This window comes from Pseudomonas sp. S2_C11, assembly GCF_054668395.1.
In genome coordinates this window covers 4,364,153-4,380,400 of the sequence record NZ_CP162765.1, presented here as the reverse complement: position 1 = coordinate 4,380,400, position 16,248 = coordinate 4,364,153, and the positions used below count along the sequence as shown (strand labels likewise).

Genomic DNA, 16,248 nt, shown 5'->3' with positions numbered 1-16,248 from the left:
TAATATTGCGCCGGCCCTTTTTTTCAGCCGCGCCAGACTTGCGGGTTGACCAGATCCTGCGGCCGTTCGCCGAGCAGGGCGCTGCGCAGGTTGGCCAGGGCGCGGTTGGCCATGGCTTCGCGGGTCTCGGTGGTGGCCGAGCCGATGTGCGGCAGAGTCACGACGTTTTTCAACTGGAACAGCGGCGATTCGGCCAGCGGTTCTTTTTCGTAGACGTCCAGCCCGGCGCCGCGGATGCGGTTGTTTTGCAGGGCTTCGATCAGTGCCGGTTCGTCGACGACCGGGCCGCGCGAGATGTTGACCAGAATAGCGCTCGGCTTCATCAGCGCCAGTTCGCGATGGCTGATCAGGTGGCGGGTCTTGTCGCTCAACGGCACTACCAGGCAGACAAAATCGGCTTCGGCCAGCAGTTCATCCAAGCTGCGGAACTGCGCGCCGAGCTCCTGTTCCAGTTCGGTCTTGCGGCTGTTGCCGCTGTAGATGATCGGCATGTTGAAGCCGAAGCGTCCGCGCCGGGCGACAGCGGCGCCGATGTTGCCCATGCCGACGATGCCGAGGGTCTTGCCGTGCACATCACTACCAAACAGCGGGGCGCCGACGCTGGCCTGCCATTGCCCGGCCTTGGTCCAGGCGTCGAGTTCGGCGACGCGGCGGGCGCTGCTCATGATCAGGGCGAAGGCGAGGTCGGCGGTGCTTTCGGTGAGCACGTCGGGGGTGTTGGTGAGCATGATCCCGCGTTCGTTGAAGTAGTCGAGATCGTAGTTGTCGTAGCCGACCGAGACGCTCGAGACCACTTCGAGTTTTGTTGCGCTTTGCAGTTGTGCGCGGCCGAGTTTGCGGCCGACGCCGATGAGGCCGTGGGCGTGGGGCAGGGCTTCGTTGAACTGGGCGTTGATATCACCGGTCTTGGGGTTGGGGACGATGACGTCGAATTCTTCTTGCAGGCGTTCGATCATGGGCGGGGTGATGCGGCTGAAGGCCAGGACTGTTTTTTTCATTGGGCTTGGGCTCGTCGGGGCTTGATTGCAAGCACGCTAACATTTTCTCGCTCGGGTTGTCTTGGCGGCCTCTGGGCCGGCCATGCCTTGGGTTTGTCTGGTGTGAATATCCGAAGGTTTCGGTGCGGCGGCTGGCGGTTTCGCCTGACGGCGACTTACTTTTTTACAAGCGCCTAAAAAAGTAAGCAAAAAACGCTAGCTCCTGCGTTCGGCCCTCGCAGGCTCGGGTTCCTTCGCTGCGGGATCGATCCGGGCGCAGCGGCTCCGGTTTGCTTCGCTGCACCTACACTCGCTGTGTACGACTGCGTCGTACGGTCGCTGCGCTCCCACGCCCGGATCAATCCCTCCGCTCAGCCTTCCGACGTCGCCGGTGGATCAAGATCAAAAGCACTCGAGCTTGCGCTCATTGTTGAGTGGGGCGGCTGCGCCGCGGGCAGCTGCGCTGCTTTGCTTTTGCTTTTGTAGGAGTGAGCCTGCTCGCGATGGCGGCCTGACAGCCGACCTGTTTCTCGCTGATGTACTCGATTCAAACTGTGGGAGCTGGCTTGCCAGCGAAGGCGGCCTGACAGCCGACTCATATCTCGCTGATGTACACGATTCAAACTGTGGGAGCGAGCCTGCTCGCGAAAGCGTCTCCACTGCCAACCCATCTCTGCCAGATTCACCCCGTCCCTGTGGGAGCTGGCTTGCCAGCGAAGGCGGCCTGACAGCCAACTCCTATCTTGCTGATGTACACGATCCAGAATTGTGGGAGCGAGCCTGCTCGCGAAAGCGGTTTATCTGACACCCGAATGTTGAATGTGCCGAAGCCTTCGCGAGCAGGCTCGCTCCCACAGAGGTTCAATTGTGTGACGGGAGCTGATGGATTTCGTAGTTATCCAGCACGCGGTTCACCGCCAGTTCCGCCAGCATGATCACCTGCTGGATGGCCAATATCGTGTGCCGTTGTGGGCTGTCGACGTGGGCGGCGATGTCGCTGCTCATGATGCTGGCCGAGGCGAGGGATTCGCAGGCGTGGGCCAGCAGGCTTTCGTTGTCCTGGTCCGGGGCGACCTGGAACATGGTGCTGGGTTTGTGGTTTTGCTGCGCGCTGGCGGACGGTTTGAGGTAGTGATCCAGCGCACGCTCGGCGGCGTCGTGGAGTTTTTTCGAGTCGGGGGATTGGTAGGGGGAGGTGCTTGCGGATTCGGGGGGATTGGGTGTGGGTTTGAACATGGCAAAGATCCTTTTGGATTTATGGAGCTGCCATTTTTCGTTTTCCAGGCGAAAGGGGTGGCAGCTGTACGCGGACTGGAAAAACCGGCAAAGGATCAAACCCGGCAGACCCGAAGGTCTCCCACGTACAGCCGCCATAACTGAATACCGGCGCTGAAAGAGCGCGGCATTATGTCATGCGCTGTGATCCTGCGGGTTTTCCAGACCCGGTCGCTGATTCGTCAGCAACCGCCAAATCCTAGCCAGCGCTCTTCCGACGGACAACCTGCAAAACCTGTCGGAAACTTCCCCGTAAACACCGCGATGTAGGAGCTGCCGTAGGCTGCGATCCGTTGATTTTTAAACAGCAAGATCCAAAGATCGCAGCCTCGTTGCACTCGTCAGCTCCTGCACGAAGTCAGCGGTGTTTAAAGTCAGGTGGCGACGCGCGCGCCAGCCAGACTCCCGCTCAACTCATACGCGACCAATTCCGCCTGATGCGCCGCCAATATCTCCGGCAACGACCCACGCAAGTACTCCACCCAGGTTTTGATCTTGGCATCCAGGTACTGCCGCGACGGGTAGATCGCGTAGAGGTTGAGTTCCTGCGAGCGGTAGTTCGGCATCACGCGCACCAGGGTGCCGTTGCGCAGGCCTTCGATGGCGGCGTAGACCGGCAGCACGCCGACGCCCATGCCGCTGGTGATGGCGGTTTTCATGGCGTCGGCGGAGTTCACCAGGAACGGCGAGCTGTTGATGGTGACCGTTTCCTGGCCGTCCGGGCCGTCGAAGGCCCATTTCTCCAGGGGGATCACCGGGCTGACCAGGCGCAGGCAGGCGTGGTTGAGCAGGTCGCTGGGTTTCTGCGCAGCGCCGTTGGCTTTCACGTACGCCGGCGAGGCGCAGACGATGCTGTAGGTGATGCCCAGGCGCTGCGAAACGAAGCCCGAGTCTGGCAGTTCGCTGGCCAGCACGATGGACACGTCGTAGCCCTCGTCGAGCAGGTCCGGCACGCGGTTGGCCAGGGTCAGGTCGAACGTCACGTCGGGGTGGGTCTTGCGGTAGCGGGCGATGGCGTCGATGACGAAGTGCTGACCGATGCCGGTCATGGTGTGCACTTTCAACTGGCCGGCCGGGCGCGCGTGGGCGTCGCTGGCTTCCGCTTCGGCTTCTTCGACGTAGGCGAGGATCTGTTCGCAGCGCAGCAGGTAGCGCTTGCCGGCCTCGGTCAGGGCGATGCGCCGGGTTGTGCGATTGAGCAGACGGGTTTGCAGATGGGCTTCGAGGTTGGAGACCGCGCGCGAGACGTTGGCGGTGGTGGTGTCCAGTTGCACGGCGGCGGCGGTGAAGCTGCCCGCTTCGGCAACACAACTGAAGGCGCGCATGTTTTGCAAAGTGTCCATGGGGTGCTCTCAAGGGAGATGGCAAATTGTGACACGAAGTTTCAGGGGCTGAGACCCCCGACCAAGGGATTATCTCGTTAACCGTAACAAAGATTCACAGAAATCCCAGCTTATCGCCGCAGAGGCAGCTCCATAGAATTGCGCCGATCCCTGCAGGAGCTGCCGAAGTCTGCGATCTTTTGATGTTGTCTTTAAAAAGATCAAAAGATCGCAGCCTTCGGCAGCTCCTACACAAGTCCCTCGATTGATCCCTTTCTCAGGAATTCGCAGCTGTGCCGCGTCGCATCAACAGAGCGCTTTTGCCGCTCAGTGTTCTGGCTTTAACCCTGGCTCTCGGCGGCTGCATCTCTACCCAAGGCATTGCCCCTCACGGCGAGGCACTCGCGGCCGATTCACTGGCCACCGACGCGGCCATTGCCGAGGCCGCCAAAGACGCCCACTGGCCCAGCGCCCAATGGTGGCAGGCGTTTGGTGATGCGCAACTTAATCGCTGGATCGACCTCGCCGTGCAAGGCAGCCCGAGCATGGCCATGGCAGCTGCGCGGGTGCGTCAGGCCAAGGCCATGGCCGGTGTTGCCGAAGCGGCCGAGGCGTTGCAGATCAATGGCGAGTCGACCCTCAAACGACACAACTGGCCGACCGATCAGTTCTACGGCCCCGGCGAACTGGCCAATACCACCACATGGGACAACAACGCCGCGCTCGGCTTCAGCTACGCCCTCGACATCTGGGGCCGCGAGCGCAATGCCAGTGAACGCGCGGTGGATCTGGCCCATGTGAGCGTGGCCGAGGCGCGACTGGCGCAGCTGGAACTGCAGAGCAATCTGGTCCGCGCCTACATCGAGTTGTCGCTGCATTACGCCCAGCGCGACATCGTCGCCGCAATGCTCAGGCAGCAACAGCAGATTCTCGATCTGGCGCAGAAGCGTTTGAGCGGTGGCATCGGCACGCATTTCGAAGTCAGCCAGGCCGAAACGCCGCTGCCCGAAACCCATCGCCAACTCGATGCGCTGGACGAGGAAATCGCCCTTAGCCGCAACCAGATTGCAGCGCTGGCCGGTAAAGGCCCGGGCGCTGCGGCGCAACTGCAACGGCCGACGCTGTCCCTCGCGGCGCCGTTGAAGTTGCCCACGGCATTGCCCGCCGAACTGCTCGGGCAGCGTCCGGACGTGGTCGCCAGTCGTTGGCAAGTGGCGGCGCAGGCGCGTGGCATTGATGTTGCCCACGGCGGTTTCTACCCCAACGTCGATCTGGTCGGCAGCCTCGGCTACATGGCCACGGGCGGCGGCGCGCTGGAGTTTCTGACCGGCAAGAAACTCAACTACAACGTCGGCCCGGCGATCTCGTTGCCGATCTTCGACGGCGGCCGACTGCGTGGTGAATTGGGCGAAGCGGCGGCCGGTTATGACATCGCCGTGGCGCACTACAACCAGACCCTGATCAACGCGCTGAAGAACATATCCGATCAGTTGATCCGCCGCGAGTCGATGGACAAGCAGCAGGACTTCGCTGCCGAATCCGTGGCCGCAGCGCAGAAGACTTACGATATCGCGATGATCGCTTATCAACGCGGCCTCACCGATTACCTCAATGTGCTGAATGCGCAGACCTTGCTGTTCAAGCAGCAGCAGGTTCAGCAGCAAGTGCAGGCGGCGCGGTTGAGTGCGCATGCCGAGCTGGTGACTGCCTTGGGGGGCGGCCTCGGTGCTGGTAATGACGTGCCGACAGCCGAGCAGACACAAGCCCCGAAAACCCCGGCGCTGCTGCGTTGAACACAGCATCCATTGTGGGAGCGAGCCTGCTCGCGAAGGGGGCGTATCAGTCAATGAACATGTTGCCTGAGACTGCGCTTTCGCGAGCAGGCTCGCTCCCACAGGTTTCGAGTCCGCATTGCATGCCTGAGTATTTTCAATGACCTCCTTGCCCGCCCCCCTGCGCTGGCTCCATTCCCTGGAATGGCGTCGCGGTTTTTTCGACTGGGCACGCAGCGATGGCGTGACCTGGGTGTATATCTTCAAGGTGTTGCTCGCCGCGTTTCTCACGCTATGGCTGGCGATGCGTCTGGAACTACCGCAACCGCGTACGGCGATGATCACGGTGTTTATCGTCATGCAGCCGCAGAGCGGCCAGGTGTTCGCCAAGAGTTTCTATCGCTTGCTCGGCACGCTGGCCGGGTCGGCGATGATGGTCACGCTGATCGCTTTGTTCGCGCAGAACACGGAGCTGTTTCTCGGCTCGCTGGCGATCTGGGTCGGCATCTGCTCAGCCGGTGCCGCACGTTGCCGCAACTTTCGCGCGTATGGTTTTGTCCTTGCCGGTTACACCGCAGCGATGGTCGGTCTGCCGGCGCTGGCCCATCCCGACGGCGCCTTTATGGCGGCAGTGTGGCGGGTGCTGGAGATCTCGCTGGGCATTCTCTGTTCGACGCTGATCAGCGCGGCGATCCTGCCGCAGACCGCCAGTGCGGCGATGCGCAACGCCTTGTATCAGCGCTTCGGTGTGTTCGCGCTCTTCGTCACCGACGGCTTGCGCGGGCGCAGCAAAGCCGAAGCGTTCGAAGCCAGCAACGTGCGCTTCATTGCTGAAGCCGTCGGCCTGGAAGGGCTGCGCAGCGTGACCGTGTTCGAAGACCCGCACATGCGCCGGCGCAACGGTCGTCTGAGTCGTTTGAACAGCGAGTTCATGGGCATCACCACGCGCTTCAACGCCTTGCATCAATTGCTCGAACGCCTGCACGGCAATGGCGAAGAGCACGTCGTGGCAGCGATCAAACCGGGCTTGCAGGACCTCGCCGAAGTGCTCGACGGCTTCAGCGGTCGCGCGCTGACCAGCCCGGATGCGGCACGTTTGGCGACCGCGTTGGCCACCTACAAGGAAGGTCTGCCGGCTCGTGTCCGAGCGTTGCGCGGAATCTTTCAGGACACTGCTCCGAGCGAAGCCGAACAACTGGATTTTCACACCGCCTACGAATTGCTCTACCGCTTCGTCGATGACCTGCACAGCTATGCGCAGACCCACGCGTCGCTGGGCGAGCATCGTCACGAACGCGAACGCTGGGACGAGCCGTTCACCCCGCAAACCAACTGGTGGGCGGCGGCCGCTTCGGGGATCCGCGCCTCGTTCATTCTGCTTGTGCTGGGCAGTTACTGGGTCGCCACCGCGTGGCCGAGCGGGGCGACCATGACCCTGATCGCCGCCGCCACCGTCGGTCTTTCCGCCGCCACACCGAACCCGAAACGCATGGCTTTTCAAATGGCCTGCGGGACTTTTCTCGGCGCGCTGATCGGCTTCGTCGAGATGTTTTTCATCTTCCCGTGGATCGACGGTTTCCCCTTGCTCTGCGTGATGCTCGCGCCGGTGATCGTGCTCGGTTCGTTCCTCGCCTCGCGGCCGCAATACGCCGGGGTCGGACTGGGCCTGCTGATTTTTTTCAGCACTGGTTCAGTGCCGGACAATCTCACGATCTACAACCCCTACACCTTCATCAACGACTACATCGCCATGGTCATGGGCATGCTCGTGTGTGCTGCGGCGGGGGCGATTATTCTGCCGCCGAACAGTCGCTGGCTGTGGCAGCGCCTGGAGCAGGATCTGCGCGGGCAAGTGGTCTATGCGATCAGTGGAAAACTCAAAGGCCTGGCCTCGAGTTTCGAGAGCCGCACCCGCGATCTGCTGCATCAGGCCTATGGCCTCGCGGCAGGGCAACCGAAGGTGCAGAAGAGTCTGCTGCGCTGGATGTTCGTGGTGCTGGAAGTCGGCCACGCGATCATCGAGTTGCGCAAGGAGCAGGCGATCCTGCCGGTGCACCCGGCGTATGCCGAATCGCAGCCGTGGCGTCAGGCAATCCGCGTGATGGGGCGTGCGCTGGTGCGCCTGTTTCTGCAGCCGAACGCAAGCAATCTCGAACGCGCACTGGTCGCGGTCGATCACGCCATCAGCCGCGTCGCCGCCACCGATGAGCCGTTCGCGCCGCACTTCGATACCTCCGCGTTGCGCCGGGTGAAAAGCTATCTGCACTTTATTCGCACCTCGTTGCTCGACCCGCAATCACCCCTGGCCGAATTCGCTCCCGCCAGGCCCGAAGGACTTGCCCATGCCTCGTGAAATCGCCTTCCACGGCGTGTACATGCCGACCATGACCCTGATGTTTTTCATTGCTGCGGGATTGGCCTGGGCAGTTGACCGCTTCCTCTCGGGGTTCGACCTGTACCGCTTTTTCTGGCACCCGGCGCTGCTGCGCCTGAGCCTGTTTACCTGTCTGTTCGGCGCCATGGCGCTGACTGTCTACCGTTGAGAACATCTTGATGAAAAAGTTTTTCAGCCTGCTCACGACCCTGCTGGTGCTGGCCCTGGCGCTGTGGATTGGCCGCACGTTGTGGGAGCACTACATGAACACGCCGTGGACCCGCGATGGCCGCGTTCGCGCCGACATCATCAACGTTGCCGCCGACGTCACCGGCGAAGTGGTCGAAGTGCCGGTGCGTGACAACCAACTGGTGAAAAAGGGCGATCTGCTGATGCGCATCGACCCCGAGCACTACCGCATTGCGGTCAAGCAGGCGCAGTCACTGGTCGCTTCGCGCAAGTCGACCTGGGAAATGCGCAAGGTCAACGCCCATCGCCGCGCCGACCTCGACAATCTGGTGATCTCTAAAGAGAACCGCGACGACGCCAGCAACATCGCCGACGCCGCGCTGGCCGATTACCAACATGCCCAGGCGCAACTGGAAGCCGCCGAACTCAACCTCAAACGCACCGAAGTGCGTGCGGCGGTGGACGGTTACGTGACCAACCTCAATGTGCATCGCGGCGATTACGCACGCATCGGCGAGGCGAAGATGGCCGTGGTCGACATGAATTCATTTTGGGTTTACGGCTTTTTCGAAGAAACCAAGTTGCCGCACGTCAAAATCGGTGACCGAGCCGACATGCAATTGATGAGCGGCGAAGTGCTCAAGGGTCATGTCGAAAGCATTTCGCGCGGGATCTACGACCGCGACAACCCGGAAAGCCGCGAACTGATTGCCGACGTGAACCCGACGTTCAACTGGGTGCGGCTGGCGCAGCGCGTGCCGGTGCGGATTCATATTGATGAGGTGCCAGAGGGCGTGTTACTGGCGGCGGGGATTACTTGCACGGTAGTGGTGAAGCAGGACCTGGCAGGCAATTGATCGACCGCGTCGCCCCTGACCAGGGCGACGCGGTGATGCTTCCAGCTACTGGGAAATGTTGTAGCGATACAGACAACCCAGAGGGTTTTCTGGATTGATGTTGAGGGCAACAATCAATTTGCCTGGGGCCTGCTGATAATGAAGCCTGGAGAGCGAGTCGGTGGTCTCCTCGCGATGGATGACGCCACCCGCGTCTGAAAAATCGGAGTTGTAGCCACCGCTCCGGGTTTTCACACAGGCAATATAATTGCCCTTCTCGTCTCCACCAGAAACTACGATGTTATCAGCGAAAGGAACATGGTCCGCCCAGTTGACTCGCCTGTCGCTGCCGAGAGCTGGTGGGAGTGGCATGGCATTCGGACTGCCGAAAACGTCAAAATCGGGCTTACCTTTTTCATCGAAGGCGAACAACATGCCGTATCGCTCACTGACACCGCTGCCCATGTTGGTGTAGCCAGATGCCGTAAATCTATCAGGGGCTCGCTGTCTCACAGTATTGAGTTCGGCACCCATGAAGTTGTACCGGACTACCACAACCCCGGGTCTTTCCGAGAGGCCGAAACTCTCATGGAGCGCGCCACTGTCTGAATTCAACATCACGAGGAGACCGTCCGTGTTCACGTCGGGCTCGTATTTTTCGTAGCCTGCAAATAACAAGAGTCCATTGTCGAGCACGCAACCGTCGCTGAGTGAAGTCGATGCATGCGGCATCCCGTGATTAATTTCAACTCGGCCATCTGTGCCGAATGCCTTCACGGGTGCGCCTTGCGCATCGAATTTGTAAAGGTGCGCCCTGAGCACGTCAGGCGTGTGGTAATCAACGCCGACAATAACGCTGCCATCGGGTAGCGCGAAGACGAATGCCGGGCCTTTTTTCGTAAGCCGTTGTGTGTTTGGGGGATCGATGATGACTTGGCCATTCTCGCCAAAGCTGCTCACTCGATTGCCTTTGCTGTCAAGGCAGAGAATCGCAGCGCTAACCTCGTTCGATTGCTCATTGGCTGTGCTGCCTGCCATGAACAGCCGCCCATCGGCACCTTCTGCAATCGGCCCGCCAGAGGCCTGCTCATTGGCCAGGAACGAACCCGTGACACGCCCTGCGACCCCAAACGCCAGGTCTACGGCACCCAAGTGGTTCAGCTTGGAAATGAAGAAGACGCCTTTGTCGAAGGTACTGGTGACCAGCAACGATTTATCGCGCAGCAGCGTTGACCCCGTGAGGGGCCGGGACTTCGTCGGGTCGTCCTGGAATATATCGTCAAGTTGAAGTTTGCCTTGGCCGCTTCCCCATGTAGCGTCGATTGTCGCCCTGATGTTCGCGGCCTTCTCTGCGATTGCCATATACGTCCCTGCGCGGTTGTCGGGAGGTCGGTTTACTCGCCGGGCGCTAACGCTGTCTTAACACTATTCACCTGGCTTGAACTCACGATAGGCCTTCGCTTAGAGGGCGCCTACTGTCAACTCTGACAGGTCTGGCTACCGCTGGTCGCAACGACTGGGGATCAGAGCTTGGCGCGCAACCCGAACCGCTTCATCAACGTCGATTCGAGTAACCCTTGCGGCAACAACGCCGCCAACAACGGCAACGCCCGGCTGCCGTTGCCGATGCGAACCAGCCGTGGCGGCTTGCTCTGCCGCACCGCTTTCAACAGCTCAGCCGCAAACTCACTGGCCGGTGTTGGCTTGTCCTGCGATGCCTTGGCCCGTGCCCGAATGCCTTCACGCAGGGGAAACCACGGCGATTGCTCGTTGATCAACTGCTCGGCTTCATGTCCGGCATTCTTCGCAAAACTCGATTCAATCGCACCGGGCTGGACTTCCATCACACGGATGCCAAACGGTGCCAGCTCCATGCGCAATGCATCGCTAAGCGCATGCACCGCCGCTTTCGACGCGCAGTAGGCGCCGGCAAACGGTGTGACCAGCACACCCGACACACTGCCGATATTCACTACCAGCCCCTTGGCCGGACGTAGCAGCGGAAACAACGCGCGGGTGACGCCGACAATCGAAAATACGTTGGTTTCGAACTGGCGCTGCATCGCTTGTACGCCGCCGTCGAGCAGTGGCCCCATCGCGCCGTAACCGGCGTTGTTGATCAGTACATCAAGACTGCCGTGTTGCTGGCTCAGACGCTCGGCGAGTTGTTCCAGCGCGGCGCCATCGTTGACGTCCAACTCGATAGCGGTGAAACCGGCAGCGCTCAGCGCGCTGACATCTTCAGCCTTGCGCGCACTGGCCCAGACTTCGTAGCCGGCGGCTTTGAACGCGTCGGCAAGGGCGCGGCCGATGCCGCTGGAACAACCGGTAATCAACGCAACGGGCATGGCGCATTCCTTGTGCAAACAGTCGGGGGAGGGGATCAGTCGGAGAAACTACCTTGCAAATGCTCGGCGCGAAACTCCAGGGTTTGCGGGCGATAGCCGGGGCGCAGCGGCGGCAGTGGCAAGCAGTCTTCCCAGGTTGCACCGGCCTGCAACTCGCCGGGGCCACGATAGCGTGGGGCAGTGTATTGATTGTCGGCCAGGTTGACCGTATCGCCCGGCGCATAAGCGGCGATGCGCCAGCGCAGCTCGGTCAGCGGCACATTGTTGCCATTGTTCATTTTCAATTGCAGCGGACGGTCGGCCGGGCATTGCTCGGGAGCGTAGGCAATGCGCAGTTCCAGGCGCGCCAGTTGCTTGATCTCGCGGTTGTCCAGCCACACCACCCACATGGCCACGAAACCCAAGCCAATCGCAGCGGCTACCGAAACCGGCAAGGCCTTGGCCGGGTAGCGCAGCAGCAGGATCAACCAGGTAATGACCAGCAGGATGCCGATGAACATGCGTGAGCGCTCCGTGGGTGAGTGAGCCCCATCCTACCGAAGGCTTGGCGCAATGGGTATTCGGGACGAGTTTGTGCGCACCGTTGGTCGGGACTGTAATTTCTGACAGTAGGAATGCGGTTTCGCGCTTGCTCTCATGAGCCAAGGGCACACTGGGACGTTGACGCACTATGGGCATCCACAGCAATACGCCAACGCTTGCCGTGAACGATCCGCGCGGGTTGGCCATCCTCAGCGTCAACTACTGGCGCGCCGATGCGGCGCTGGCAAGCGAGCCCCGGATCGAGCGGACGTTGCGCGACAACGCCGGCCGTGCAGTCAAACAATGGGATGCGCGATTGTGGGCGTTGCAGGCGAATGATCCACAAGCGCCCGCCAGCCTCACCACTGTCCATGCCTTGAACGATATCGCGCTGCGCTCGGACAGTACCGATGCGGGAGTCCAGGTCCAGTTGCCGGGTTTGGCCGGCCAGACGTTGTGCAACTGGGACAGCCGTGGCACATGCCGCGAAATTGCATACGATGACTTGTTGCGACCTGTCGCGGTGTTCGAGGAAGGCACCGGCGTACCTCGCCGTTGTTCCGAGCGCCTTGCCTATGGCCGCCCCGGCGCGGGCGATCCGCTGCGCAATCAGCTCGGTCAAGTGATTCGTCATGACGATCCCGGTGGCAGTGTTCTGTTCTCGCAGTTTGCGATCACCGGGCAGTGCAGTGAAAACATCCGTCACTTCACGCTTGAGCCGGTTGCCGCGGATTGGCCAGAGGCTCTCGCCGATCGACAGAAGTTGCTCGAACCTCAAGGGGCAACCACACAATGGCGCTATGCCCCGCTGGGACCTGTGCTCGAACAGTTCGATGCCGGTGGCAATCGGCAGGCCTTCGCACTGACTCTCCACGGCCAGTTACGCGCAGTTGAAATACGGCTCAAACTTCAGACTCAGAACCATTCGGTCGTCAGTGATATTCGCTACGACGCTTACGGACAAGTCACTGATGAACTGGCAGGCAACGGCGTGCTGACTACGCTGAGCTACCGTCCCGAAGACGGCCGCCTGCTCACGCGCCATGCTCAGGACAATCTAGGCAATGTGCTGCAGCATCTGATCTACGCCTACGACCCGATGGGCAATGTAACGAGTATCGAAGACCAGGCATTGCCCGTGCGCTGGTTCGCCAACCAGCGTATCGAGCCGGTCAGTCGTTACCGCTATGACAGTCTTTATCAGTTGTCCCATGCCACTGGCTGGGAGGCCGGCGTTGGCGGTGGCGGGCCGACCGCTGTCGCCAACTACAGCCAGCGCTATCATTACGACGCCGGCGGCAATTTGCGCGGGCTGACTCACGTCGGCCAACAGAGTCCAGGTCATCAACTGCAGGCCGCACGCTTTAGCAATCGGTGTTTGCCGTGGCACGACGGTAAGCCGCCCTCTGAAGCAGAGATCGCTGCAGCTTTCGATTCGCGGGGTAATTTGTTGTTGCTGGATCAGGGGCGCCGGTTGCAGTGGAATCTGCGTTGCCAGCTGGACTCGGTCGTGGTCGTCTCACGCCGATCAGATGCCGATGATCGTGAAAGCTATCTCTATGACGGCGCCGGTCAGCGGGTATGCAAGACGCGTTCGTCACGGGCCTCTGCACGCAGTCTTCTTGCACAGGTGCGTTATCTGCCAGCGCTGGAATTACGCACCGATACCGGCACCGGTGAGAGCCTGCAGGTGATCATCGTGCGGACCGGACTCAATATCGTACGCGTCCTGCATTGGCAGAGCCCATCGCCGACCGGCGTCAATTATCTCTACCGATACAGTTTCAATGATCATCTGGGTTCAATCAGTCTTGAGCTGGACGCGGATGCGCAGTTGATCAGCCGCGAGCATTTTTATCCATTCGGTGCAACGGCGTGGGCCGAAGAACCCGACGTCAGCTACAAGACCGCGCGGTATTCGGCAAAGGAACGTGACGCCACGGGACTTTACTATTACGGGTTTCGCTATTACGTCCCGTGGCTGCAACGCTGGCTGAACAGCGATCCTGGTGGAGCGATCGACGGCCATAATCGCTACCGCGCGCTGCGCAACAACCCAATGACTTACAGGGACAGCGACGGGCGCAAGCCCGACAAGCCCGGCAAGCGTGCTGGCGACCGGGTGTATCACGATCTTGCCGACAAGAAACTGGTCAATCCCACGCAAGCCGCCGGCATGCAGCCCGTGCGCCGTTACTTCGAGAATGACCCAAATCCCGACGTCCAGGCCTACCGCCGCGAAATACCGGTAGCGCTGGCAGAGCTGGGAGCCCGGGACAACTCCGTGCTCAACACACATCAGGCGCACGTTATCGCTGCCGCCCGGACGAACACGGCGTCGCCCTCCGGTGCTGTTCTTTATCACTCCGGCGAGCTGGTTTCATCAGCGATGAACAGAGTTGTGGGAGAGGAGGCTACCAGTCGGGTAATGGGTCCTTTGTCTGTCGCGTTCAACAGCCCCGTCGAAGATCCCAACGTATTGGCTGCAAGACGGGGAGCTGTAGCCACGGGCTTCAAGATCGGTGGGAAATTATTGATGCACGCCTCCAGTCCTGCCGTACAGCTGGTTGGAGCAGCGAGTATTGCCCTGGGCAACGTGATGGATATTTCAGAAGCGCAAACGCGTATTCAACACAGAGTTTTGACTACCCCCGTCCATGCGCCGTTGTCACCGCCTTCGAGTACACCCACATTAGGCTTTCAGTCGTTGAACCCAGCATCGTCTGCACGGCATCAAGCACGGCTTGCAGAACACGGTGAAACACCGAGCCCATGGGCGCAACAACTGCTGGTTGCCGGTTTTACAGCGCCGTTGCAGGGTGTTCATGCGATTGATGGCGCAACCGCCGAAGACAAGTGGATGAACAGACCTCGCCGAAACTCTGGCTTCGGCTAAACGAAAAAAAGCCCCCGCCCAGCCCGCTGCGGATAGGGAACGCAACGGGCTGGACGAGGGCTTCTTGTTTCAGCAGGCGATTACTGCGCGATGGTTTTCACCGACACGCCGCGTTCGATCGGGGTGGAGCGGCCGTAGATATCTTCGAAACGCTCGATATCGTCTTCACCCAAGTACGAACCCGACTGCACTTCGATGATTTCCAGCGGGATCTTGCCCGGGTTGCGCAGGCGATGCACCGAGGCGATCGGGATGTAGGTCGACTGGTTTTCGGTGAGCAGGAACACGTTCTCGTCGCAGGTCACTTCGGCGGTGCCGCTGACCACGATCCAGTGTTCGGCGCGGTGGTGGTGCATCTGCAGCGACAGGCACGCACCCGGCTTGACCGAGATGTGCTTGACCTGGAAACGCCCGCCCATGTCCACCGAGTCGTACGAGCCCCACGGACGATAGACTTCGCAGTGGTTCTGGGTTTCGCTGCGGCCCTGGGCATTGAGGGTGTTGACCATCTGCTTGACGCCCTGGACCTTGTCCTTGTGGGCAATCATCATCGCGTCCTTGGTTTCGACCACGACGATGTTTTCCAGACCGATCACCGAGACCAGTTTGCCGTTGCCGTGGATCATGCAGTTCTTGCTGTCCTGGATGACCACATCGCCTTTGCTGACGTTGCCGTTGGCGTCTTTCTCGTTGACTTCCCACAGCGACGACCAGCAGCCGACATCGCTCCAGCCGGCGGTCAGCGGCACCACGCAGGCGCGCTGGGTTTTTTCCATCACCGAGTAGTCGATGGAGTTGTCCGGGCAGCAGGCGAAGGTGGCTTCGTCGAAGGTGATGGTGTCGGCGTCCTGCTGGCTGCGCTCAAGGGTCAGCAGGCAGGTGTCGTAGATGTCCGGATCGTGCTTTTTCAGTTCTTCGAGGAAGCGGCTGGCGCGGAACAGGAACATGCCGCTGTTCCAGTAGTAACCGCCGGATTCGACGTACTCGGTGGCGCGCTTCACATCCGGTTTTTCGACGAAGTGCGAGACGCGGCTGACGCCTTCGGGCAGCAGCGAATCAGCAGTGGATTTGATGTAGCCGTAGCCGGTTTCCGGTTTGGTTGCCGGCACGCCGAACAGGACCATCTCGCCGTTCTCGGCAGCGACAGTCGCCAGGGCCAGCGCACGTTGCAGGGCTTTCTGGTCTTCCAGCACGTGGTCGGCCGGCAGCACCAGCATCAGTTCGTCACGACCTTCATTGACCAGCATCATCGCGGTCAGGGCCACGGCCGGCGACGTGTTGCGGCCGAACGGTTCCATCAGGATGCGCTGACATTCCAGATTGCGCGCGGCCAGTTGCTCGTTGACGATGAAACGGTGCTCTTTGTTGCAGACCACGATTGGCGTGTCCATGCCCTCGAACACCAGGCGCTCGAGGGTTTGCTGGAACAGTGTGTGTTCGCCGGTCAGGGCGAGGAATTGCTTGGGGAATTGCTTGCGCGAAAGAGGCCACAGACGCGAACCGCTACCACCTGACAAGATCACCGGAATCATAGTGTTTACTCCATAAAATCAATTTGGTTAGAGCAACGAACGTTGTGTCGTTTCACTCTTGTTTTTGTCTCGTGTCCGAAGACGCCGCATCCCTCGTAGGAGCTGCCGAAGGCTGCGATCTGTTGATCTTGATCTTCAAAATCAAAAGATCGCAGCCTCGTTTCACTCGACAGCTCCTACAGGGATCAGCGTCTCTGCGGGAAAT

12 protein-coding genes are annotated in these 16,248 nt (G+C 60.6%); 5 read left to right on the top strand and 7 right to left on the bottom strand.

Going from position 1 to position 16,248, the window contains the following annotated elements:
• Positions 1-23 precede the first annotated feature (23 nt).
• From AB4N48_RS19845 to AB4N48_RS19835, 3 genes are all read right to left on the bottom strand, one after another.
• The gene (locus AB4N48_RS19845; RefSeq protein WP_460094199.1) at positions 24-998 is read right to left on the bottom strand and encodes a 2-hydroxyacid dehydrogenase; all 975 of its coding nucleotides are present in this window, start codon (positions 996-998) and stop codon (positions 24-26) included.
• 840 nt (positions 999-1,838) lie between these two features.
• Positions 1,839-2,213 carry a DUF6124 family protein gene (locus AB4N48_RS19840; RefSeq protein WP_460094198.1) on the bottom strand — a complete coding sequence of 125 codons (375 nt, stop codon included), beginning with the start codon at positions 2,211-2,213 and terminating at the stop codon, positions 1,839-1,841.
• 413 nt (positions 2,214-2,626) lie between these two features.
• Complete coding sequence (locus AB4N48_RS19835) at positions 2,627-3,595, bottom strand: LysR family transcriptional regulator (protein WP_024011667.1); 969 nt, start codon at positions 3,593-3,595, stop codon at positions 2,627-2,629.
• Positions 3,596-3,867: 272 nt separating this feature from the next.
• On the opposite strand from AB4N48_RS19835, the gene AB4N48_RS19830 reads away from it, so the two are divergent.
• The 4 genes from AB4N48_RS19830 to AB4N48_RS19815 all read left to right on the top strand — a co-directional run bounded on the left by AB4N48_RS19830 (position 3,868) and on the right by AB4N48_RS19815 (position 8,766).
• Entirely contained in the window at positions 3,868-5,367 is a 1,500-nt protein-coding gene (locus AB4N48_RS19830; protein ID WP_460094197.1) for an efflux transporter outer membrane subunit, read from the top strand.
• Positions 5,368-5,506: 139 nt separating this feature from the next.
• The gene (locus AB4N48_RS19825) at positions 5,507-7,699 is read left to right on the top strand and encodes an FUSC family protein (protein WP_236168113.1); all 2,193 of its coding nucleotides are present in this window, start codon (positions 5,507-5,509) and stop codon (positions 7,697-7,699) included.
• Entirely contained in the window at positions 7,689-7,889 is a 201-nt protein-coding gene (locus AB4N48_RS19820; protein ID WP_016771611.1) for a DUF1656 domain-containing protein, read from the top strand. Before AB4N48_RS19825 ends, AB4N48_RS19820 begins: the two co-directional genes overlap by 11 nt.
• Before the next feature lie 10 nt (positions 7,890-7,899).
• Entirely contained in the window at positions 7,900-8,766 is an 867-nt protein-coding gene (locus AB4N48_RS19815; protein ID WP_460094196.1) for an efflux RND transporter periplasmic adaptor subunit, read from the top strand.
• A gap of 45 nt (positions 8,767-8,811) precedes the next feature.
• Here the strand turns inward: AB4N48_RS19815 and AB4N48_RS19810 are convergent, their stop codons facing one another.
• From AB4N48_RS19810 to AB4N48_RS19800, 3 genes are all read right to left on the bottom strand, one after another.
• Positions 8,812-10,107, bottom strand: coding sequence for a hypothetical protein (locus tag AB4N48_RS19810; protein WP_305382256.1), 1,296 nt, complete (start codon positions 10,105-10,107; stop codon positions 8,812-8,814).
• 161 nt (positions 10,108-10,268) lie between these two features.
• Positions 10,269-11,093, bottom strand: a complete 825-nt coding sequence (locus AB4N48_RS19805; protein ID WP_460094195.1) for an SDR family oxidoreductase — start codon at positions 11,091-11,093, stop codon at positions 10,269-10,271.
• A 35-nt stretch (positions 11,094-11,128) separates the two neighbouring features.
• On the bottom strand, positions 11,129-11,593 hold the full coding sequence (locus tag AB4N48_RS19800) for a hypothetical protein (RefSeq protein WP_056783040.1): 465 nt from the start codon (positions 11,591-11,593) through the stop codon (positions 11,129-11,131).
• 170 nt (positions 11,594-11,763) lie between these two features.
• Here AB4N48_RS19800 and AB4N48_RS19795 point away from each other — a divergent pair, with 170 nt between their 5' ends.
• Positions 11,764-14,511, top strand: coding sequence for an RHS repeat domain-containing protein (locus tag AB4N48_RS19795; RefSeq protein ID WP_460094194.1), 2,748 nt, complete (start codon positions 11,764-11,766; stop codon positions 14,509-14,511).
• A gap of 80 nt (positions 14,512-14,591) precedes the next feature.
• On the opposite strand, the gene AB4N48_RS19790 is transcribed toward AB4N48_RS19795, so the two are convergent.
• Positions 14,592-16,043, bottom strand: a complete 1,452-nt coding sequence (locus tag AB4N48_RS19790; RefSeq protein ID WP_024011673.1) for a mannose-1-phosphate guanylyltransferase/mannose-6-phosphate isomerase — start codon at positions 16,041-16,043, stop codon at positions 14,592-14,594.
• Positions 16,044-16,248: the final 205 nt, after the last annotated feature.

What these genes read in the sequence shown, in the direction of transcription:
- AB4N48_RS19805 (WP_460094195.1), bottom strand. Translation starts at nt 11,093, where the DNA reads ATGCCCGTTGCGTTGATTACCGGTTGTTCCAGCGGCATCGGCCGCGCC.
- AB4N48_RS19845 (WP_460094199.1), bottom strand. Translation starts at nt 998, where the DNA reads ATGAAAAAAACAGTCCTGGCCTTCAGCCGCATCACCCCGCCCATGATC.
- AB4N48_RS19840 (WP_460094198.1), bottom strand. Translation starts at nt 2,213, where the DNA reads ATGTTCAAACCCACACCCAATCCCCCCGAATCCGCAAGCACCTCCCCC.
- AB4N48_RS19800 (WP_056783040.1), bottom strand. Translation starts at nt 11,593, where the DNA reads ATGTTCATCGGCATCCTGCTGGTCATTACCTGGTTGATCCTGCTGCTG.
- AB4N48_RS19820 (WP_016771611.1), top strand. Translation starts at nt 7,689, where the DNA reads ATGCCTCGTGAAATCGCCTTCCACGGCGTGTACATGCCGACCATGACC.
- AB4N48_RS19795 (WP_460094194.1), top strand. Translation starts at nt 11,764, where the DNA reads ATGGGCATCCACAGCAATACGCCAACGCTTGCCGTGAACGATCCGCGC.
- AB4N48_RS19825 (WP_236168113.1), top strand. Translation starts at nt 5,507, where the DNA reads ATGACCTCCTTGCCCGCCCCCCTGCGCTGGCTCCATTCCCTGGAATGG.
- AB4N48_RS19815 (WP_460094196.1), top strand. Translation starts at nt 7,900, where the DNA reads ATGAAAAAGTTTTTCAGCCTGCTCACGACCCTGCTGGTGCTGGCCCTG.
- AB4N48_RS19810 (WP_305382256.1), bottom strand. Translation starts at nt 10,107, where the DNA reads ATGGCAATCGCAGAGAAGGCCGCGAACATCAGGGCGACAATCGACGCT.
- AB4N48_RS19835 (WP_024011667.1), bottom strand. Translation starts at nt 3,595, where the DNA reads ATGGACACTTTGCAAAACATGCGCGCCTTCAGTTGTGTTGCCGAAGCG.
- AB4N48_RS19790 (WP_024011673.1), bottom strand. Translation starts at nt 16,043, where the DNA reads ATGATTCCGGTGATCTTGTCAGGTGGTAGCGGTTCGCGTCTGTGGCCT.